At 65.4% G+C, this 19,339-nt stretch carries 19 protein-coding genes; 13 read left to right on the top strand and 6 right to left on the bottom strand.

Annotated features, from left to right (window positions below; translation table 11 throughout):
- The first annotated feature begins 3 nt into the window (after positions 1-3).
- From ITJ57_RS18655 to ITJ57_RS18610, 10 genes are all read left to right on the top strand, one after another.
- Positions 4-630: a hypothetical protein gene (locus ITJ57_RS18655; RefSeq protein ID WP_194671558.1), complete on the top strand. Its 627-nt coding sequence runs from the start codon at positions 4-6 to the stop codon at positions 628-630.
- A complete protein-coding gene (locus tag ITJ57_RS19700) occupies positions 630-3,197 on the top strand; it encodes an ATP-binding protein (protein ID WP_304609477.1) in 2,568 nt (855 codons plus the stop codon). Before ITJ57_RS18655 ends, ITJ57_RS19700 begins: the two co-directional genes overlap by 1 nt.
- Positions 3,194-5,221, top strand: a complete 2,028-nt coding sequence (locus tag ITJ57_RS18645; RefSeq protein ID WP_194671557.1) for a hypothetical protein — start codon at positions 3,194-3,196, stop codon at positions 5,219-5,221. Before ITJ57_RS19700 ends, ITJ57_RS18645 begins: the two co-directional genes overlap by 4 nt.
- Positions 5,218-6,393, top strand: coding sequence for a M23 family metallopeptidase (locus ITJ57_RS18640; RefSeq protein ID WP_194671556.1), 1,176 nt, complete (start codon positions 5,218-5,220; stop codon positions 6,391-6,393). The genes ITJ57_RS18645 and ITJ57_RS18640 overlap by 4 nt, the downstream gene beginning before the upstream one ends.
- A gap of 73 nt (positions 6,394-6,466) precedes the next feature.
- Positions 6,467-6,763, top strand: a complete 297-nt coding sequence (locus tag ITJ57_RS18635) for a hypothetical protein (RefSeq protein ID WP_194671555.1) — start codon at positions 6,467-6,469, stop codon at positions 6,761-6,763.
- Between the two features lie 173 nt (positions 6,764-6,936).
- Positions 6,937-8,859, top strand: a complete 1,923-nt coding sequence (locus ITJ57_RS18630) for a type IV secretory system conjugative DNA transfer family protein (RefSeq protein ID WP_194671554.1) — start codon at positions 6,937-6,939, stop codon at positions 8,857-8,859.
- A 76-nt stretch (positions 8,860-8,935) separates the two neighbouring features.
- Positions 8,936-9,211, top strand: coding sequence for a hypothetical protein (locus ITJ57_RS18625; RefSeq protein WP_194671553.1), 276 nt, complete (start codon positions 8,936-8,938; stop codon positions 9,209-9,211).
- Positions 9,212-9,580: 369 nt separating this feature from the next.
- Positions 9,581-10,498, top strand: coding sequence for a hypothetical protein (locus tag ITJ57_RS18620; protein ID WP_194671552.1), 918 nt, complete (start codon positions 9,581-9,583; stop codon positions 10,496-10,498).
- 24 nt (positions 10,499-10,522) lie between these two features.
- Positions 10,523-12,130: a hypothetical protein gene (locus tag ITJ57_RS18615; protein WP_194671551.1), complete on the top strand. Its 1,608-nt coding sequence runs from the start codon at positions 10,523-10,525 to the stop codon at positions 12,128-12,130.
- The gene (locus ITJ57_RS18610; RefSeq protein ID WP_194671550.1) at positions 12,127-12,852 is read left to right on the top strand and encodes a hypothetical protein; all 726 of its coding nucleotides are present in this window, start codon (positions 12,127-12,129) and stop codon (positions 12,850-12,852) included. Before ITJ57_RS18615 ends, ITJ57_RS18610 begins: the two co-directional genes overlap by 4 nt.
- Before the next feature lie 67 nt (positions 12,853-12,919).
- Here the strand turns inward: ITJ57_RS18610 and ITJ57_RS18605 are convergent, their stop codons facing one another.
- The 5 genes from ITJ57_RS18605 to ITJ57_RS18585 form a co-directional block, all read right to left on the bottom strand.
- Positions 12,920-13,387 carry a hypothetical protein gene (locus tag ITJ57_RS18605; RefSeq protein ID WP_194671549.1) on the bottom strand — a complete coding sequence of 156 codons (468 nt, stop codon included), beginning with the start codon at positions 13,385-13,387 and terminating at the stop codon, positions 12,920-12,922.
- Positions 13,388-14,135: 748 nt separating this feature from the next.
- Complete coding sequence (locus tag ITJ57_RS18600) at positions 14,136-14,546, bottom strand: hypothetical protein (RefSeq protein WP_194671548.1); 411 nt, start codon at positions 14,544-14,546, stop codon at positions 14,136-14,138.
- Positions 14,543-15,385 (bottom strand): ParA family protein, encoded by an 843-nt coding sequence (locus ITJ57_RS18595; protein WP_194671547.1) that lies wholly within the window; start codon positions 15,383-15,385, stop codon positions 14,543-14,545. The genes ITJ57_RS18600 and ITJ57_RS18595 overlap by 4 nt, the downstream gene beginning before the upstream one ends.
- Before the next feature lie 340 nt (positions 15,386-15,725).
- Positions 15,726-16,052: a hypothetical protein gene (locus ITJ57_RS18590; protein ID WP_194671546.1), complete on the bottom strand. Its 327-nt coding sequence runs from the start codon at positions 16,050-16,052 to the stop codon at positions 15,726-15,728.
- The gene (locus ITJ57_RS18585; RefSeq protein ID WP_194671545.1) at positions 16,049-16,363 is read right to left on the bottom strand and encodes a hypothetical protein; all 315 of its coding nucleotides are present in this window, start codon (positions 16,361-16,363) and stop codon (positions 16,049-16,051) included. Before ITJ57_RS18585 ends, ITJ57_RS18590 begins: the two co-directional genes overlap by 4 nt.
- A 690-nt stretch (positions 16,364-17,053) precedes the next feature.
- Between ITJ57_RS18585 and ITJ57_RS18580 the strand changes: the two genes are divergently transcribed.
- From ITJ57_RS18580 to ITJ57_RS18570, 3 genes are all read left to right on the top strand, one after another.
- Positions 17,054-17,905: a hypothetical protein gene (locus ITJ57_RS18580; RefSeq protein ID WP_194671544.1), complete on the top strand. Its 852-nt coding sequence runs from the start codon at positions 17,054-17,056 to the stop codon at positions 17,903-17,905.
- 92 nt (positions 17,906-17,997) lie between these two features.
- A complete protein-coding gene (locus tag ITJ57_RS18575; protein ID WP_194671543.1) occupies positions 17,998-18,366 on the top strand; it encodes a hypothetical protein in 369 nt (122 codons plus the stop codon).
- Between the two features lie 17 nt (positions 18,367-18,383).
- The gene (locus ITJ57_RS18570; protein WP_194671542.1) at positions 18,384-18,521 is read left to right on the top strand and encodes a hypothetical protein; all 138 of its coding nucleotides are present in this window, start codon (positions 18,384-18,386) and stop codon (positions 18,519-18,521) included.
- Between the two features lie 110 nt (positions 18,522-18,631).
- Here ITJ57_RS18570 and ITJ57_RS18565 read toward each other — a convergent pair whose 3' ends face one another.
- Positions 18,632-19,168 (bottom strand): hypothetical protein, encoded by a 537-nt coding sequence (locus ITJ57_RS18565; RefSeq protein WP_194671541.1) that lies wholly within the window; start codon positions 19,166-19,168, stop codon positions 18,632-18,634.
- Positions 19,169-19,339 lie beyond the last annotated feature (171 nt).

Raw genomic sequence — 19,339 nt, 5'->3', positions numbered from 1 at the left:
CCCATGTCCGAGCACGCTCACGGCCCCGACGTCGCCAAGTTCTACACCAGCGCCCGCCGGTTCCCCATCCTCTTCGGCAAGCTGCCCAACGGCGGCCGCGTCTGGGGTGGCCCGTACACGCTCGTGCAGGTCGGCGTCGGGACCGGAGCGATCGCCCTGTGCTGGTTCATCCGACCCGTATGGAGCACCGGCAGCATCATCACCGATCTCGTCATCACCATCACTACAGGGGCGGCAGCACTCTGGCTCTCAGGCAAGATCCCCGCCAGCCGCCGCCAGCTCGGCAACATCGCCCTCGACGTCGCAATCGGCGCCTCAGCCTCACGAACCGGCACCTACCAAGGCCGCACCGTCCGCGAGCTCAAGCCCCACTACGTCGGCGGAAGCGTCCTCATCATGGACACCCCCACGACCGCACCGGCCATCGCGGCCGCACCGGTCGCACCGGTCGCCGTCGTCGACGTGACACCGGAGCCCTCCCCGGCGCCAGCAACAGAGGCGACCTTGCCGGAACCAGAACCTGTCTCGGAACCGCTGCCGGACAACGTCATCCCCATCACCCGCCGCACGATGCCCTCCAGCGGGCTCAGCCGGCTCCTCGAACAAGCTCGGAAAGACGAGGCCAACTAATGCGCGTCCCCATCCTCGCGTTGAACCAGCACCTCATGTGGACCCGCCAGGGCACAATCTGGGCCACCTGGCGCATCCAAGGCCTCGCTCGCGGCTTCGGCGGCGGCAAGACCTACGGCTGGTCCCGCGCACACCACCAGGACCTGTTCCAATCGATCCTCGGCGAAGCCCTCATCCTCGGCCTCACCGCAGACATCGAACCCGAAGTCATCGTCAACAAGATGCTCGAGGGCGTCAACATCACCGAGCACACCGGATGGGCAGAAGAAGCCCTCCTCACCGTCGACGCTCTCCGCGAGCGGCCCCTCGGCACCCGCGAATACTGGCTCGCCGTCCCCCTCCGCTCCGGCAACGTCGTCGAACAGCTCAAAGCCTTCCGACGCACCACCGAGGCCACCACCCTCGACCTCCTCGCCCTCGGCCCACGACGCCCCTCCGAACGCGAGATCGAAGACGCCCTCCAAGCCGCCGGCCGCATCGAAGAAGCCATCCCAGCCGCCTTCCAGCCCACCCGAGCGACCGCCTCCGAGCAGCTCTGGATGTTCGGTCACGCCATGCAACGCGGCCTCTCCCTCGACAACGGCGCCCCCGCACCCACCGGCGTCCGCGGCGGAGTCGCCCACCAGTTCCACGACGGCGCTCGCCGTACTCAGGGAACGAACGGGGCCATCTTCCCCAACCCCTTCTTCGACGAGGGCGGCAAGACCGACCCGAAGCGGATCACGGAGAAGCTCAACCCGCTCACGCAGCGGTTCCTCAAGGTCATCAACCCGCGGGAGGACACCACCTCCTACCAGGTGATGCTCGCGCTGGCCGGCACGCCAAAGGGCGGGTGGGAGTCTCCCGGAGTCGAGTGGATGCAACGCCTGGACGAGCTCGGCGTCGACGCCGACTGGGCGCTGCGGCTGAACATCGTCCGCGCCTCCGTCGCGCTGCGCAGGAATGCTCGCGCTGAGGCCAACATCACCGATCAGCTCGAGCAGCGCAGCGGCACCCAGACCATCACCGGATCCGGGAGCGAGATGGAGGACTCCGCCGCCACCCTGCAGGAGTACGTACGCGAGCTGAACCGGACCGAGAAGGAAGTCGAGATCCAGACGACTCTGATCGTCGCCGTGGGCGGCGAGACCGCTGATGATGCCCGCCGCAAGGCGAACTTCATCGCGAAGGACTTCAAGGGGATGGAGTTCATCTTCGAATCCCCCTACGGCGCCCAAGAGGCACTGTGGTGGGGCATGCTCCCCGGCGTGCCGACGGACCGGGTGATCCGCGAGTTCACCGAGATCACCACCAGCCGCAACTTCGCGTCGCTGATCCCCTGCACCTCCAGCGAGCTCGGCGACGACCAGGGGATCTACTTCGCCGACAACATCACCAGCGGAACCAACCGACCGGTGTTCCTCGACCTCCACGGCCAGGTGCGCTCCGACATCTCCGCTGCCGTAGCGATCTGTGCCGAACCCGGAGCCGGCAAGTCTGTCGCGTTGAAGGGCATCGTCGGCGACAACCACGACCGCGGTGGCCGCGCAGTCATCATCGACCGCACGGCCAGCCGCGAGTACGGCAAGTTCGCGCGCTCGCTGGATCCCGAGCGTACGACCATCGTCGACATCGTCAACCCGGCGTTCTCGCTCGACCCACTTCGGGTGTTCGGTGCGCGCACCGGCGCTTCCCACATGCAGGGGCTCCTCTCGTCGCTGCTCGGTGTCCCCGCGCGCTCGCCGGGCGGCGTCATGCTGTCCGAACTCCTCGAACCCGAGTACGCCGTCGCAAACGGTCTCCACGATGCCGGGGCACTGTTGCAGCATGTCCGCGTCCTCGGCGAGAAGGATGCGGAGGCGAAGAACCTCGCCGGCCTGATGGGTCTCTACGCGAACAAGGAGTACGGCGCCGTCCTGTTCGACGCCACGCTTCCCCCGCTGGACGTCGACTCCAACACGATCGTGTTTCTCACCCACGGTCTCGAGCTGCCGGACGAGCACGAGCTGCTCAACGACAAGATGAACGCCGAGATGTCCCTCCCGAAGCTCTTCGGTCACGCGATGTATGCCCTGCTCATGAGCCTGGCCCGCGAGGTGTGCTTCGCCAACCCGGACGAGCTCGCCCTCCTCGTCATCGACGAGGTCAAGCACGTCACCGATTCGATCGTCGGCTGCAGGGAACTGAGCGTGTTCCTCCTCGACGGCCGCAAGCACGGCGCTCCGCTGTGCATCGCCGGCCAGGACTGCCATCACTTCGGCCCCGCTGAGCTGCGCGGCATGATCAAGAACCGCGTACTGATGCGCCAAACCGACATCGGGCTTGCCAAAGGCAACCTCGAATGGTTCGAGGAGGGCTTCTCCAACAACGACAACCTCGTGCACCTCGTGACCAAAGAACTCTCGCCGCTCGGCAACGACGGCAAGGTGCCCCTCGAGCGCCGAGGAGAGGGCCTCATGCGAGACGCCCGCGGCCGGATGGGCAAGATCCGCAAGACCCTGTCACTTCGCCCCCACCGCCGCGAAGCAACACTCACCACCCCGCAGACCCTGGAGCATGCGCTCCACCTCGAGGGGGCCGCATCATGATCCACACCTACGCGACGGCCATCCGCGATCTCCAGAACCGTGCCCGCAGGCTCCACCTGTGGTGCATCCTCCATCCCCGCCTGACTGCAGCGCTGATCGTGACGGTGGGCTACCTCATCGCCTGCATCGCTCTCGCACCTCCGGCCCATGCCGCAGATGGCACGGAGACTGCAGAGTTCCCGCTCCTGCCGCCGACCCCGATCACGGACTCCGCCGGCGTCTCGCTCACGCACTACATCACGCTGCCGCTCGACCGTGGCCAGGGACAGTTCCCGCCCCGGTGGGACAAGGGCGTCGTCGGGTTTGCGATCGACTTCGCCTGGATCCCGAGCGTGGTTGTGATCTCCTGGGTCCTCTGGCTGTTCCAGTGGCTCCTTGGCTTCGAGTGGGTGAGCTGGCTCGCGACACCTCTCAACAGCATCGCGACGCTCCTCCAGACCTTCCTCGGGGAACTGAACTGGATCCCGTTCGCGCTGATGGTCACGGCCCTGGCAGCCGGCATCATGTTGATGCGCGGCCGGTACGCCACGGGCGGCGCCGAGATCGCCGTCTCGGTAGTCTGCGCCGTCCTCGCCGGCGGGCTCTTGGCCAACCCGGTCGCCACTATCACCGGGCCAGGTGGTGCCCTCGAGGTCAGCCAGACGTACGGCGCGAACCTCGCCGCCAGCATCGTGTCCGACGACGATCAGATCGGCCAGACCGCCGTCCGGCCGGCAGATGCACAGAACGTCATCACCACCGCGATCACCGGACAACTCGTCGACCTCTTCGTCCGTCAGGGCGCCCAGATCGTCGTCTTCGGTAAGCCCCTCACCGGCGACTGCGAGGCCGTCTTCACCGACACCATGGCGCTCGCCAAGCCCTACGACCTCGACAGCACCGAGGTCCGTGACAGGGTCGGTGACTGCGACCCGGCGGCCAAAGACCACGTCCAGCACCCCGGCGTGCACCAGGTCATCACCGCCGGCAGCATGAGCATGGGCACGCTGTCCCTGCTCATCCTCGGCATCGGTCTCGCGCTCTTCCTCTTCGCAGCGATCCTGTACACCCTCTGGCAGGCCATGAAGTCGATGGTCGCTGTCCAGGTCGCCGTCCTCCCCGCTCTCGGCCGCGCTGCCCTCTGGAAGTCCGTCTTCGGCACGTACATCGGCGCGTTCACGCTCGCGGCGACCGTCGTCGCACTCGCCGTCTACCTGCGGCTCTTGATCTACCTGCTCTCCTTCGATGCTGGCCTCAACCTCGCATCCCAGATGATGATCGTGAACCTCTTCAACACCGTCTTCCTCGTCTCACTCATCGTCGCGCGGCACCGGGCTAAGAAGGCCGGCGAGACCCTCGCCGAACGTCTCTCCAAGATCGGCCTCGGCAACGCCAAGCTCGGCGCCGGCCCCTCACCGGTCCTCTCCTCCGCCATGCGCGTCGGCGAACACTACGTCGCTAGCGCGCTGCGCAGCAGCCGCAAGCCCACTGCTGACCGCCAACTCGCACCGGCTGCCCCACGAGCCAAGCAACCAGCTCCCACCGCCGACGCCGGCTACATGCACGCCACTCGCGACAACACCAGTCCCGCAGCGCTGGAAGCAGGCTCCCCCTCGGACGCACCCACCGGAGGCAACGGGGCACGCCCTGCCGGAGGCCGCACCGGATCGAAGATGCTCGGCGCGGCGCTCGCGGCCACCGAGCTCGCAACTGCGGCAGCGACCGGTGGCACCAGTTCCGTTGCGCTCCGAGCGACCACGATGGCGGGTCAGACGATCCTGCAGCGTCACATCGCTCAGCGTTCGTCCGTCGAGGAGCCCGCCGGCCGGCAGCCGATCGACATCATCGGCGACGCTCCCGCCTCACAGCCCTTCGGCCGGCGCATCATCGTCGACGCCGAAGGTCACGGACACATCGAACGCCAGGCTGAACGGAACGAGGTCGTCCACGACATCTCCTCCCTGCCGCCCCGCCGACCAGCACCCGCCCGCCCGTCGCCGCTACGCAACGAGCTCGCCCGCATCGCCCGACCCAACGGATCATGAAAAAGCGTCTGCTGATCCCCGCATGCGTGCTCGCGGTCGCGCTGCCGCTGGGCGGCTTCGGGTCCTTCATGGCCCTCTCGATAGTGGGTGCCGTCAGTTCGCTCTCCGGAGGCGGATGTGCTCCCAGCTCCGAGACCAACGCGCAGCCCGCCGGCACCTCTGACGGGACCACCACCCTCACTACGGCCGACGGTACGAGCTTCACGCTCGACCAGGCGCAGCTGTCCAACCTGCGCACGATGCTCGGCGTCGCCAACTCCCAGCAGATCTCCGACCACGGCATCATCACCATGTTCGCGACGACGCTCGTCGAGGCCAAGGGCCGGAACCTGTCCAACGTGAAGGCCTACCCCGAGTCCGCGAACTACCCAAACGATGGCGACGGATCCGACCACGACAGCCTCAACCCCTTCCAACAGCGGGTAGAGAGCGGATGGGGAACCGTCGCCGAACTCATGGATGTCTCCTACGCCACCAGAGCGTTCCTCGGCGGACCCAACGGACCCAACGCGGGATCCCCGCGCGGCCTGCTCGACATCCCCGGCTGGGAGACCATGCCGGTCGGCGAGCTCGCACAAACCGTCCAGGTCAGCGCCCACCCCGAGCGCTACGCCAACTACGAACCCGCCGCCACGCAACTCCTGCAGCAGCTCGGCGGATCCGCCTCAAGCTGCACCTCCGGCCCCACCGGCGAAATCGCAATGCCCCTCGACGTGCCATTCAGCATGACCGACGACTTCGGCCCCCGCTCCGACACCGGAACCGGCGCCAGCACCTGGCACCCCGCCGTCGACCTCCAGAACTACCCCAACCCCTGCGGCCGCCCCGTCTACGCGATGCTCCCCGGAACCGTCACCCTCAGCAGCGAGCTCTACCTCTCGATCAGACACCCCGACGGCTTCGTCGTCAGCTACCTCCACATGTACAAGTCCGAACGCCTCGTCGACGTCGGCGCCACCGTCGTCCCCGGCCAACAGATCGGCGTCACCGGCAACGTCGCCCCCAGCACCGGCTGCCACCTCGACGTCCGCATCAACGTCCAGGGCAACACCAACCCCCAAGTCGCCGCACTCCCCCTCGACGCCAACGGCGCCGGCTACGTCAACCCAGAACTCTTCACCAAGGTCTGGGGCCTCGAACTCTGCGGCCCCGACTGCGCCCGCAACTACTAACTTCACCCCCCGATGTCCCAAACGACGCCCCACGTGTACCCCTCCTAGGTAGACGCACACGAAGGAGATCACCATGACAACCACCAACGCCACAGACGACAACGACGTCCTCGCCTACCTGCTCCTCGGCGTATTCCTCCTACCGGCCCTGCCGGCGCTCGCCGGATCGTTCTTCGCCCCAGTCCAGGTGTGGCTGATCGGACACGGCATCATCACCACCACCGGCGTGATCATTCCGATCGGCAATGGGGCCGGCCTCGACGTCCTCCGAATCGTGATCGTCGGCGCATTCTTCGCCCTGGTGATCTTCCTGACGGTCCTCGTCCTCCGTCGCGCCAAGGAACGCCGTGCAGCGCGGAGCGCCCGATGAACCCGTTCACAACCCAACGCCCGACCGCAACCAACGCGTCGCTGCCACCTGTCCGCACTCACGCGGTGTCGGTGACAGCGACGTCGACGCTGCTGGGGATTGTCGTGGGCGGGGTCGCCGTCCTGACGGATCAACGGGAGCTCCTGGCCGGCTGTGTCGTGGGTGTTCCGTTCATGAGCGCTGCAGCGATCACTGCAGGCATCAGGACGCGCCGGCGCGCCGAGCTCACGGATCGCTTCATCCTGGCCGTGTCATCGACTCTCGGATGGCGGGAACCGTCTCGTGACGTCCTGCGCGTCAAGAAGTGGTCGAGCCGATGGATCGGCCACCCCACCAAGTTCCGTGTGCACTACAGCGAGGTGCTCGATGACACCTCCCCCACGTTCCTGCCCGACATCGCGACTCACGCGAAGCGACGCCTCGGAACCACGTACGCCGTCGAGAAGCACGACGCCAGGAAGACCTACGTCACGTTCGTGGAGAAGGTCGTCGAGGCGGGCAGCAAGGACTTCCAGATCGAGCGCGTGAAGACGATGGTGGCGAAGATCTTCGGCCCCGGATGCAAGGTGGAAACCGGCTTCGACAAGGACGGCCTTCACGACATCACCGTCGGCTACGAGGTGACGCCGCGGCTGGCTTCCTCAGCGCTCCGTCATCGCGTGGAGATGAACCTGTCCTCCGCTCTCGACGGCCGCTGGCGGGCGCACTGGGATCTGCAGCACGATCGCGTCCGCTTCGAAGTCCGGCCGGCGCTCCCCGGGATTATCCCGAACCCGTCCGTCGCGCCGGAGGAAGTGGATCCGCTCGCGACTTACGACTCCCTCGAGGTGCCCTACGCCGTCGACGAGGACGGCAACGTCCTCACCTGGCGGCCGAAGCGCGACCCGCACATGCTCATCGTCGGCAAGACCGGTAAGGGCAAGACCGTCGTCGAGCTCGGCATCGTCGGCTACCTCGCAGCGATGGGCTGGGAGATCTGGGGCATCGACGGGAAGCGCATCGAGTTCCTCGGCCTGCGCAGCTACCCCAACGTCAGCCTCATCGCGGGCCGCATCGACCACCAGGCCAGGGTCGCCCACCAGGTCTACACGATGATGCAGCAACGGTTCGAGGACTACGAGGCGGGCCGTGTCAGGCTCGAGGACTTCGTGCCGGTGCTGTTCTTCATCGACGAATACAAGACCTTCCGCAACGCGCTCACGCGCTGGTACCGATCGGTGAAGCCCAAGGGAGGCCTCGCCACACCGCCGGCTCTCGACGAGATCTCCGACTTCATGAGCCTCGCCCGGAAGGTGCGCATGCACTGCGTGCTCGGCACCCAACGTCCCGACGCCGAGTTCCTCACCGGCGACATGCGCGACAACTTCGGCTGCCGGATCTCCCTCGGCCGCCTCTCCCCCGACGGCGCGAAGATGATGTGGGATTCGTACAACATCGGCGTCACCGTTCCGCTCAAAGCCATCGGCCGTGGGACCGCGTACAACCAGGAAGGGATCCCCGTCGAGGTACAGGCGTACTGGACGCCCGACCCCTACCAGACGGACCCTGCCACGCCGGAGAACTGGGTCACCCCCGGCGACCTGGAGATCGTCGAGCGGATGCGCCCACGGGTCACCATCCACCAGCTCAAACAGATCGTGGACCCAGACGACTTCGTCGACCTCGACGGTGAGAGCGACCAGGACGCCCCGAACTACAACGACTACATGGCGACCCGCATCATCGCCGCGTCCGCAGCTGACGAGATGCCGGTCAGGAAGGCCGCCGGCGTCTATGCGCGCAAGAAGTCCAGCGAGCTGACCAAGCTACAGATCGCGAGCCAGGAGGTCGAAGAGGACGACACCGATCTGTTCGCCGGCTACGGCGCAAGCTCCAGCATCTCGCTCGTCGACCTCGTTGACTCCGAGGAAGGCTTCAACGGGGCGATCGCGCTCGTCGACGCCGACAACGGCATCTGGGGACTCATCGACGGTGTCGAACCCGACCTCGACGAAGGGTACGTCGCGCTCGATTATCGGGACCTCGGCACAGGTGAGCCCAGCTCGATCTCGCTCCCCGAAGACGAACCCATCACCATCAGAACTCCCGAGAAGTAGGAACCACTATGTTCGGACACGCGACACGCACGCGCTCAATGCTGATGCAGCATCATCTTTCTGTTAGACATATCCCATGTCCGCTCTTCTTCCAGCACCCAAACCAGGTCAACAGCCTCGGGGAACGCGCAAGGCAGCGACCGTCCGGCTTCCGGAAAACACCTACGAGGCGTACGAGTCCAGCGCCCGCGATCTCGGCATCCCACTCGGGAGCTATCTCGCGCTCAAGCTGGCGGAAGCGCACAACGAAGAACCTCCCCAGTACGTCCTGGAGGAAATCGAACGCGCGGAACGACGCGCGCGACTCATTCGACAGCAAGAGGAGTTGCCCACCATGGCACGCAGCGCCTAGCAAAACTCGAGAGCCTCCAACTGCCGGCAAGCAGTGGAGGCTCTCAGAGAGTTTCGGTGGAACACCCCCGACCACGAATCTCGGGTGCCCCATTCAGTTGTTCAACCAGGACCCCAGGAGGGCCGTTTTTGATGCGTCCGTTAGGAGCGATCAGATGGATCATACCCCATTTCGTTTTCTGTTTTCGAAATCGACACGAGGTCTCCGCCGACCGTTCGGGGGTGACCGCTGATGGCGATTCGCAAGGGTGAGTGGCGCGTTGCACGGGACTACGAGCCCATGCCTAACGCGTGGGCTCGGGACCCGCGACTCAGTCTCGAGGCTGCAGGCCTGCTCTGGTACATCTGCTCGCACCGATTCGATTTCACGATGACCGAGGCGCAGCTGATGCGCGCGAAGAAGGTCGGTCGGGACAAGCTGCGACGGATCAAGAACGAGCTCTACGCGCTCGGCTACCTCCACAAGCAGGCGATCCGCGATGAGTCCGGTGCATTCACGGGAGAGATCGATTGGATCGTCCAGGACCCCGCAGACGTCGCGGAGCGGGCACGTTTGGCTGCGCTTGACCTGGACCAGCCAAACGGGGGTAAGCATGCTCAGAGGGCCGATTCTGGGCGTTTCAGCCGGACGACTGAAAACCCGTCGTCCGGTGTCGAAGGCATCGAAGATCACCAGATGACGGAAAACCCGTCGTCCGGTGTCGAGCCTGTGGATAACTCCCGAATGACGGGAAACCCGTCGTCCGGAGAAACGCACAATTCGGACGCCTCCGAGAGCGACCGTAGGACGGGTATCCAGACGACGGGTTTTCCGTCGGTGCTTAAGGAAGACGATCTTTTAAGAAGACTTAACCCCCCGTCATCATCAGTACCTGAGGTACCTGAAGAGGCGCAGGCGCCCTCGGACAGCGATGATGATGATGATCCGGAAGTTGTCATCGAAAGAGTGACCCGGGCCGTCCTCAGCGGACTGGATCCTCGGCTGGACGTCGACGATCTCCGAGAGCGACTGCGCGCCGGTCGCGTGGTGTCCGTGGACACCCTGGACCTCGCCGCAGCGGCAACTGAAATCTGGGCGCGACGCAGCGGCCCAGTTGCGAATCCGATCTCGTTCGTCGCGGCGTCGATCGAACGGACGCCGACGAGCTGGCAACGCTCGCCCAAACCGAGCGCGATCGCAACCAACGCCGGGCTGTGTGCCACCGCTGGCCACAAGTTCTTCGACGACTACGAATTCTGCGTTCGCTGTGACTCGCCTCGAGCTGCAGCGACGGCGATCGCGTCCTGACGCGACGGAACCAAGGAGACCAACATGAGACCCCAGCCCTGGAGCCCTCAGGAGATCCCGACGATCTGGGTGGACTACACCACCGGCTACGGACGCACTGGAGCCGGCGCCGAAGTGAAGCCCCGCATCGCCGGCGGCCGTGTGAAGCCGAACCTGCTGGACATGCTCGAAACCGCCGCCCATCTCGGCGCCGGCCGGATCATGTTCACCGGCAAGCTCCCCGACCGTGAGCCGGGGAAGGCGCATTGGCTGATGGCCTCGACGAAGGGCTGGGATGCAGCGAACGTGTTCCCCAAGGGAGACGCGGCGACCTTCATCCGTCAGACGACCCTGCAGAAGGTCGAAGTCCGAACCGCGGCCGAGTGGTTCGGAGACATCCACCTTTCCCCCGAACAGGCGCGGCAGTCGTGGGACATGGTCGCAACAACGCTGCGCAACGTCGAGGAACGCGCCACGATGTTCCTCAGCCCCTCCGCCACCGGCCGTAACCTCTGGGCCCTGTCGTTGCCGAAGAACGTCGACCTCGAGCCGGTCAGCGCCGACATCGCGGAAGAGATCCACAAGACCGCCGGCCAGCACCACCTCGAGCACCTCGTCGCCGGTGAGAACTTCTCCAATTCGCCCATGTGCCAGCCGCTCATCGACCCGAAGACGACACCGAACATCGACAAGTTCGCCTACGTCGACGGCCGCTTCATGTATGCCTCGCTGTGCCGCGAACTCGGCATCGGACCCGGGCGTCGCCTCAACCGCGCGGCAGCGTTCGACCTCCTCGAGAACGATCGCTACGCACGCGCCCGGTACCTCGTCCGCTTCACCGTCCCTCAGGACTGGGAGCACGTCGGCATCTTCGCCCTGCAGCACCTCAAGGTCGCCGACGGCTGGTACTACCCGAACATCCCCGGCACCGGAGGAGACACCTGGGCCGATGCCGCAGAGATCGACATCGCCCGCCGTCACGGATGGACCGTCGAACCGCTCGAAGCCGTCCAGTTCCAGAAAGCGCGCCCCCTCGACACCTTCGCCGAGCGCATCATCCGCGCCCGAGACCGAGTCGACTCCAACCTCGAGCTGCCCGCCCTCCTGCGCAAGGCTGTCTCCGCCGCACTGCGTGCCATGGTGATCCAAGCGATTGGCGCATTCGCATCCCGAGGCCTCGACCGCGTCATCCGCGTCTCATCAGCGCGCGAGATCCCCGTCGAGTACCAGGGCAGCGTCGAACGCTACGGCAACGAGTTCACCTACACGATTCCCGGACAGATTTCCGAGCGCAATCGCCCGTTCTACCACCCCGAGTTCGCATCGCAGATCTGGGCACGAGGACGAGCGAAGGTCCTGGAGACCCCCCTCGCGGGAAGCTACGGCAATGCCCGCGGTGGGGCGCTCTCGGTGAACCCGAAGACCCTCATCGGCATCAACGGTGACGCGATCTACACGACCGAGGTTCCCCGCTGGGCGCTCCCCGAACGCTTCGGAGGCGGTGACGACGGCAAGACCGGCCGTCTCCGCCTCCAAGGCGTGGTCGAGGGCAACATGATCACGCCGGCATCGCTCCGGGCACGCGACAGCCTGAAGAAGCGCGCTGAGAAGGCCGGCCCCGAATCGGCGTTCGAAATGGAGATGGCCTCGTGAGTCCCAAGCTCACCGCGCAGGAGCTCGTTCGCGAGCTCCGCGCCTCAGGCGTCAGCGCCAGGGAGATCGCCGACGAGCTGCAGCGCGACCCACGCATGGTCAGCAAGATCCTGCGCGGCGAGGCACGCGGCGACGCATACGTGAAGACCCTGCAGGAGCTCGTCGACACCGGCCACGCCATGACCGTGCCGCCACGGCGTCGGACAAAGGCAGGGAAGATCGTCCCGGTCCGGGCACCGAAGGGGGGCCCAGCGAAATCCGTCGTTCCCGAAGACACCGGCGGACGGTACGTCTCACAGCCCAAGCGGGGCCGCTTCACATCAACGAGCTACCTCGCAGAGGGAGGCCGCCTTCACGACATCACCCTGCCCAAGACGAAGAAGGCGAAGGGGCGAGCGAAGGCCGGCGAGGAGATCCTCAGCAAGGTGCGAGCAGCTGCCCGCAACCAGCGCTGGAGCAACAAGCAGATCAAGTTCCAGCTCACCTACGCCAATGGGCGAACCATGGAGGTCGGCACCAAGGGTGGTTACGCCGTCAGCGACCTGCTGTCGAAGCTTCGTGGAGAGGACAAGAAACACCCCGAGTTCACCAACGACCCGATCGCCTGGCTCGTTAACGAATCGAAGAAGCGCGGCTACACCAACCTCGACGTCGACTCCACACCGATCACCGGCGTCACCATGACGGTCTTCTCCCCCGTCCGCCCCAAGACGATGATCTGATCCGCACTCACCGACACCACGAATCCCCCCAACGGTTCCATTGGGGGGATTCGTGGTGTTACAGCGATCAGGTCAGCTTGTAGACGACGAGGCTTCCCGGCCGAGCTCGAGTCATGCCGGCAGACACGTATTGCGCTGCCAGCTTCTCCACCGCGGCCGTGGCCACGATCAACCCACCCTGGAACCGCTCGTCGACGAGCGCGGCGGAGAGCAGTGCAACACCGGCCCCGGCCGGTGCCGATGGATCCCGAACCAGATTGGCGAGGATCCACGTCGGCGTACCCGAGTGCTCCTCGAGCACCTGGCGCTCATCCGCGATCGACTCCTTCGAACGAGGCCGCGACGAAGCCGCGAGACCGAGCGCCCCTCCCATCAACACAACCGCGAAGAGGGCGAGTAACACCAGAAGCCCAGCAGGGCCCCATAGCGACATCACGGCCGGGACGAGTACCGCGAGAGGCAGGTACATGAGGATGATCGTCAGCAATCCCGACCACAGCTGGCGTGAGCGTCGTCGGTCGTCGACCGGAGCCATCGTGACGATCGCTGAGCTCCCATTCCAGAACAACCGCCGGCGCAGAGCCGACGTCGCAAGCGTGGGCGCCACGACGGGCAGCTGCAACAGGGCCACGCGGCGCCCCCACGGTGACGCCCGGTGCTGTGTGAACCCGGACGCGAAGATCCTTGCGAACTGGAACGAGCGCCACCAGGGAGCGGGCACCAGGCCTACGCGAGACCCAGACGATGTTGCTGTGCGACCCACACCATCACCTCCCACCACTCAGGACGGTCGGAGCGCTCATTGGTCGGCGTCTGTCGATCCAGTACACGCTCGTCGACGGGAACCGCGGTGAGGTGGTGCACCTGACTGATGGCAGCGGGCCTTCGGAAGTGCCGGTACCTGCTCCCCCGCGGGGTGCCGGCTGCCGATGCAGCCGAGCGGAACTGCGCAGACTGGCGACGAAGAACCACTGTGCTGCGGCCGACTGTCGGCGTGATGGACGCCGGCCGAAGTCGACCTGGTCGCCGACTCCTACGCTGCAAGACGGTGCCGGGACGGGGCGAGCGCGAGGGTGTACTGAGCGATAGACCTGGGAGGACTTGGCCAACCTCTGAACCTACGGCCGAGGCGTGGCCAATCCTACCGGGGCTGTCAAGCGAGGGGCAAGCATTAGAGGGAATGTTGGGGTTGTGGGGAACTGCAGCATTCGAGGGAACCGGGGCGTTCGAGGGGTTCCCCCGAACCGAAGTGATCGAGGGAACCGAACCGAACGTCGAGCTCATCAGCCCAGTCGCCGCCCCACCGGGATCTTCCCCGGCTCCATCGGCGGGAACGGCTTGCCCTCGTTGTAGCGCTCGGCCACACGGGCGGTCTCGGCTTCGATCGCGGCTTCGACGAAAGCGCTGAATGAGCGGTACCCGGTCTGGAACTGCGTGAGCGCCCACGTGCCTCGAGCGGCATTCACAACCGACTCCCGGAGGTCGTAGGACTGCTTCTTGACCTTGTCGACCGGTACCGGCGGAGCGGCCGGCACCTCAACCGACTCAGGCTCGCTCCGTCCTCCCGTTGTCACACCGATCACCGGGTCGACCGCAGTTGCCTTCTCGACCCTCCGTGTCTGCTCCTCGGGCGCCGGGCCGTCGAGGCCCTCCAGGTTCGGCTTCCGACGGGAACGGGTGGGTTCGGCGCTCATGACTTGGCGTCCTTCCTGAACGTGGCGATGATCTGATCCGTGAGCTCACCGAGCGGCCCCGTGATGTCTTTCGACTTCGATTTGAACGACGACAGCGGCCTTGCTGCGCTGTACGCCTGAGGGACGACCTCCCGCTCGTGCAGGATGGGTTCGAGGATCCGGTCCCCGTAGTCCTCCCTGAGGTACCCCAGCTGCTCGCGGCGGTCGCTGCTGGATTCCCGGTGCCGGTTCACGATGATGCCGGCGGTCCGCAGCGACGGGTTGAAGTGCTTGCGGACTGATGCGAGCGTGCCAGTCATCTCAGCCAGGCCCTGCACGCTCGCGGCGCGGGGCTCGGTGACGAGCAAGGCGTAGTCGGCTGCGACGAGCGAGCTGATGGTGAGCTGGCCGAGCGAGGGCGGGCAGTCGATGAGAACGACGTCGTAGTCACCCTTCACCCCGTCCAGTGCCTCGCGAATGCGGAATTCGCGGCCGAGCAGTTGGTCCTGCTCGCGAGCGGCAAGCGCCAGTTCGGCCGGGACATAGCGCATGGTCCCCCACTGTGGCGCGGCGTCCGAGATGGCGTCCCTCATGCTTCCTGGGATCACCTCTCCCCCGCGACTGCGATCTCCGACGAGCACGTCATTGATCGTCAGCTCTGGACGCGCATCGGGCTGCAGTGCTTCGGTGAGATTCGCTTGGGGGTCAAGGTCGAGCGCGAGCACTCGGTACCCCATCTGCTCGAATTGGTCGGCAACGCTCAGCGTGAGGAACGTCTTGCCGACGCCGCCCTTCTGTTGGCAGGTGGCGACAACGGCCGCTTCACTCCACCCGAAGCCGTTGAGCTTCGATCTGTTCACTGGCACGAGACCTCCTAAGTCGGTAATTACTTCTAATGCTACCAATAGAGGGAATAGAAGTAAAGCACCAGTACACACTAGATCCGCGGAAATCCGGGGAACTTGTCGCTCAGTACACGCAGGACAGGGTGTGCCACATGCCACGTTGCGGTTGGGTGAGCGTGTACCGGACTCATCGCCGGACGCAGAAAAATGCCCCGGCTGACCATCGGGGGGAAGGTCAACCGGGAGCAATGGGGCGGAAACGGGGGTGGCCTCGCGCCTTCCGCTCAGCGTAGCCACGACGGCCGACGAGAGCCAGGCTGCCGCAGCGGCCGAGGACTACGTCAGTGGATGTGAATCAGCTCGCGCGGACGTAGCTGGCGACGGCATCCCGCACCAGCTGCGAGACCGAGACGCCTCGCTCTTGAGCAGCCGCCTTGGCCGCCTGATCCAGCCCAGCCGTCGTGCGAACCTTCCACGTCACCGGGGCGGGGCTCTCGGCCGCCTCGAGGCGCGGCCGGCCGAGAGCGATCGTCACGGCCTCGTCCACGGTCGCGGCGCCCGTTGCGTCCATCAGCGCCTGCCGGCCGTACTCTGCGGCTGCATCCCCGCTCAGTGTGGTGCCAGGCTTCACCTGAAGCTCGCCAGCCTCCGCCCTAGCGGACAGCTCGTCGTAGTTGGTCACTTCGTCTCTCCTTCGTTCAGCAGGTAGCGGAAGACGTCCGTGAGCTCCATCACGTGGAACACGAAGACGTCGCGTGGCTGGCGGTGTGCAGCGATCACCTCGAGGTAGCGATCCGTCTGTCCGTGGGGGTGCCCAAGGTAGACCATCACCTTCTCCCCAGGCTGACCATCCAGCTCGGCAACCTTCTCAGCGTGCGTCATCGCGTACAGAGCATCCTCGCGAGAGATACCGTGCTTCGCTGCGCTGTCCGCCCACCTGATTGCCATAGGAAAAGAGTACCACAAAAAGCGACCCACAACAGGCTCGATCATGAAATGCGTGGTGCTCTGTGCTTCCGCCGGCTGTGGCCCGTCATGCAGTGATCCCCCTAGAGGGGCTCTGCGTCGGGATCAACGACCGTGATCCGCGTGCATGGGCGCCACGAGAACATTTCGTAACCCGCGAGGCGCTCCTGGTGGCTTTCCTCGATGAGACGGCGATAGTCCCCTCGGTCAGACGCGCTCACGAGGCGATTCCACACGGCAACTTCCGCCATCTCCTGCAGCGGGCTTTCTCGCTCTGCGCAGAACTCGACAGCAGACTGGGTCGTGCTGGCCCTGCCCATCCAGACGCGATCGGCGATCGCAGCTGCGTCAGCGTAGATGTCGAAGCGGACGACATCGCCACGCTCGTTCCTCGTCGCCCTGAACCAAGCGAGCGGACGGTCTCGCGTCATCAGCGGGTCGGCACGACGCACTCGAGCGGTAGTCGAATCATCCCAGACCAGCTCGAACCTTCGTTTCGCTGACCCTGCCACCCGACCACGGTAGCGCGGCGCTTCGAGTCTTCGGGTCGTCAAGACTCTGAGAAGCCGAAACCCCCGATTCGGTTCGAATAGAACCAAACCGGGGGTTGTGTAAGTGCGCCGAGTTCGTGCCACTCTCGAACATGACCGATTTCGTGGGGTGCGATGGTGCAGGGGGCCGAGGGGTTGGCTCGTGTCCTGTGGGGCGGGATGTCTGATGCAGACCGCGATCTACGTCCCGGACGGCACGCAGTACACGGCTGATGGCTTCCTCGCGCTCGGGGCTACAGGGATTGCGAAACGACGTCGTTCGCTGATCTGCCCGAGTGACGCATGCAGGGCGCAAGCGAGCTTCGTCCGTCAGAGTTCGGACGGACGAGGCGCTCACTTCAGCGCGAAGCACAGCGAGGACTGCGAGTACAGGTCGGCACCGAGCGAGCAGGTCGGTGGGGACATGGGGCATCCCGTCGACGTCGTAAGGAACGCTGGACAGCGGATTGTGGTCGAGCTCGATGCCGACGTCGAGGTTGAGCGTCACGGCGCTCCCGACGCGTTGTCGCGCGCAGGTGACGCCACGCCGCGGCATGTCGTCGATCATCCCGAGGGCGGTCAGCGCAACGCAGTCAGCCATCGAAAGCTCATGCCGTTGTTCCGCGACGTCGTGCGGAGCGCCAACTACAGGGCTTCGAACCAGATCGTGGTGATCGCCGGGTACCTCGAGCTTCCCGTCCGGCGGTTCTTCGTACCTTTCGACGCCGGCTCGGACGAGCGGTACGACGAGGCGGCCCGGGGCTGGTGGGGTGAGCTCCATTGGGCGAGGATCAACCCCAAGACCGGGCAACTGTGGATGGGAATCGGGCGCCACGACGACAGTGATTTCCGAGTTCTCGTCACCCAGGGCAAGATCAAGTCTTTCCTCGCTTGGTGCGGCGTGAAGGACCCGCAGGATTTGCGCGGAGGCCGGCTGTTGGTGCTCGGGACACGGAAGCGCAGTGCAGTGGGCCCGTACGTGCGTGTTGACAGCCTGTCCAAGGTCGCGTTCCGGCCCGCAGCTTGGGATCCAAGTTGACTGGCCGCGGAAGGCGCGTCGGCCAGTTCGCTGCCGTCGGAGTGGGCGCGGCAATCGTCGGGGCCAGCGTGCGGAGCGTGCTCCCGCCGTTTGTGCTCGACGACCCGTTCTGGCGGGACTTCTGGTCGGGCCCGCCAGTGGCTGGCCTGTTCGCCATCGTCGCGGCCGCGGTCGCGTTCTTCCCCGCCTACCGGTCGACGTTGATCGCGCGAGAGAATGCCGCACGGGAGCAGTGGTGGAAGCGGGCGGAATGGGCGCTCGGCCAAGCCGGTTCAGACAATCAGACTGACCGCGAGGTCGCCAACGATGCACTTGTGGCTCTGTTGAACGACGCGACCGAGACGGAGGGTGCGATGATCTACCGCACGATCGAGAACTTGCAGGACGCGAGCGGCGTAGACATTGGGCCCGAATCGGCGGAAACTAGTAGCAAATGGAGGTGGCCACCGTGGGTGAAGTGACGAGGAGAGCAAGCAGCTTGCAGCGTCGTATCGCGGCGGGCAAGGCCGAACCGATCAGCGATCGCGAGCGGGCGCAGCTCAAGGAACTCCGGCAGGTGTACATGAACCGGTTCGGGAAAGAACCCGGCACGCGTCGCGAAGCTAAGCGAGCCTGAGTCCGCTGCGCATTCCCTGATTAGCTTCTATCCCCAGTATTGCGGGTGTTGGTCGAGTGGTCACGGATCTGTCCGACCTACGCGGGTATTCTCCCTGGTCGTGGACGCGGCTAGTTGAGCGGCAAGGCGATCTCGTGGGGCCGGTACACCTTGTAGAAGGAGCGAGATACCCCGCCAATTGTCGCTGTGGCTGTGACGAACACGTGCAAGTCAGCCTGGAGCTCGGACATGGTCAGTCGGAGGTCGTCGGACGCGGAGGGTCGACGCGTCTGATCCAGGGGAGACCAATCGACCCGTTCCAGGAGTAATAGCGGCAGCTGCTTCCCTCGTCCGGAGATCCGGGGAATGGCATCGTCGTCGACGGGGACGTCGATGAGATTTCGATGGGTGCTACCTGAGAGTGGCGGAACGCTCAACAAGGCTCGGACTCGAACGTCTTGGAGAGCGAGGAAGCGGCTGCGCCAGTAGACGACGTTGTACTGAGCTTCGCCCTGGGGCGTCTTCACGCAGCGCACTCTGGACTCGAACCGCACCATGGGCGTGAAGGTGGCGTAGACGACGAGGATGCCTAGAACGGTGCCGACGAGGCTGAGGGCGAGGTTGACGAGGTTGGGCATGAGGTCTACGACGATGGCGGTGAGATCCATGGGACAACTGTGGGGGAGGGACGTCGGGTTCGCCAGCTTGCCGGCGTGCTCGGTCGGCTGCCCCTCGTGCCTCCGCTCCCGGCCCTGCAGTGTGCGGACCTGCCGCCGTTTTTTTGGTTCGTTCACTTCTGTTTTTGGGGTTGCTTTTACTTCTGTTTCGGGTGTTGGGTT

The sequence above is a fragment of the Plantibacter sp. VKM Ac-2880 genome (assembly GCF_015351235.1).
In the GTDB taxonomy this organism is placed as follows: Bacteria; Actinomycetota; Actinomycetes; order Actinomycetales; family Microbacteriaceae; genus Plantibacter.
Note: the sequence above shows the minus strand (reverse complement) of the source record. Positions and strands in the feature narration are given on the sequence as shown.

What these genes read in the sequence shown, in the direction of transcription:
- ITJ57_RS18655 (WP_194671558.1), top strand. Translation starts at nt 4, where the DNA reads ATGTCCGAGCACGCTCACGGCCCCGACGTCGCCAAGTTCTACACCAGC.
- ITJ57_RS19700 (WP_304609477.1), top strand. Translation starts at nt 630, where the DNA reads ATGCGCGTCCCCATCCTCGCGTTGAACCAGCACCTCATGTGGACCCGC.
- ITJ57_RS18645 (WP_194671557.1), top strand. Translation starts at nt 3,194, where the DNA reads ATGATCCACACCTACGCGACGGCCATCCGCGATCTCCAGAACCGTGCC.
- ITJ57_RS18640 (WP_194671556.1), top strand. Translation starts at nt 5,218, where the DNA reads ATGAAAAAGCGTCTGCTGATCCCCGCATGCGTGCTCGCGGTCGCGCTG.
- ITJ57_RS18635 (WP_194671555.1), top strand. Translation starts at nt 6,467, where the DNA reads ATGACAACCACCAACGCCACAGACGACAACGACGTCCTCGCCTACCTG.
- ITJ57_RS18630 (WP_194671554.1), top strand. Translation starts at nt 6,937, where the DNA reads ATGAGCGCTGCAGCGATCACTGCAGGCATCAGGACGCGCCGGCGCGCC.
- ITJ57_RS18625 (WP_194671553.1), top strand. Translation starts at nt 8,936, where the DNA reads ATGTCCGCTCTTCTTCCAGCACCCAAACCAGGTCAACAGCCTCGGGGA.
- ITJ57_RS18620 (WP_194671552.1), top strand. Translation starts at nt 9,581, where the DNA reads ATGACCGAGGCGCAGCTGATGCGCGCGAAGAAGGTCGGTCGGGACAAG.
- ITJ57_RS18615 (WP_194671551.1), top strand. Translation starts at nt 10,523, where the DNA reads ATGAGACCCCAGCCCTGGAGCCCTCAGGAGATCCCGACGATCTGGGTG.
- ITJ57_RS18605 (WP_194671549.1), bottom strand. Translation starts at nt 13,387, where the DNA reads ATGGCTCCGGTCGACGACCGACGACGCTCACGCCAGCTGTGGTCGGGA.
- ITJ57_RS18600 (WP_194671548.1), bottom strand. Translation starts at nt 14,546, where the DNA reads ATGAGCGCCGAACCCACCCGTTCCCGTCGGAAGCCGAACCTGGAGGGC.
- ITJ57_RS18585 (WP_194671545.1), bottom strand. Translation starts at nt 16,363, where the DNA reads ATGATCGAGCCTGTTGTGGGTCGCTTTTTGTGGTACTCTTTTCCTATG.
- ITJ57_RS18580 (WP_194671544.1), top strand. Translation starts at nt 17,054, where the DNA reads ATGCAGACCGCGATCTACGTCCCGGACGGCACGCAGTACACGGCTGAT.
- ITJ57_RS18565 (WP_194671541.1), bottom strand. Translation starts at nt 19,168, where the DNA reads ATGGATCTCACCGCCATCGTCGTAGACCTCATGCCCAACCTCGTCAAC.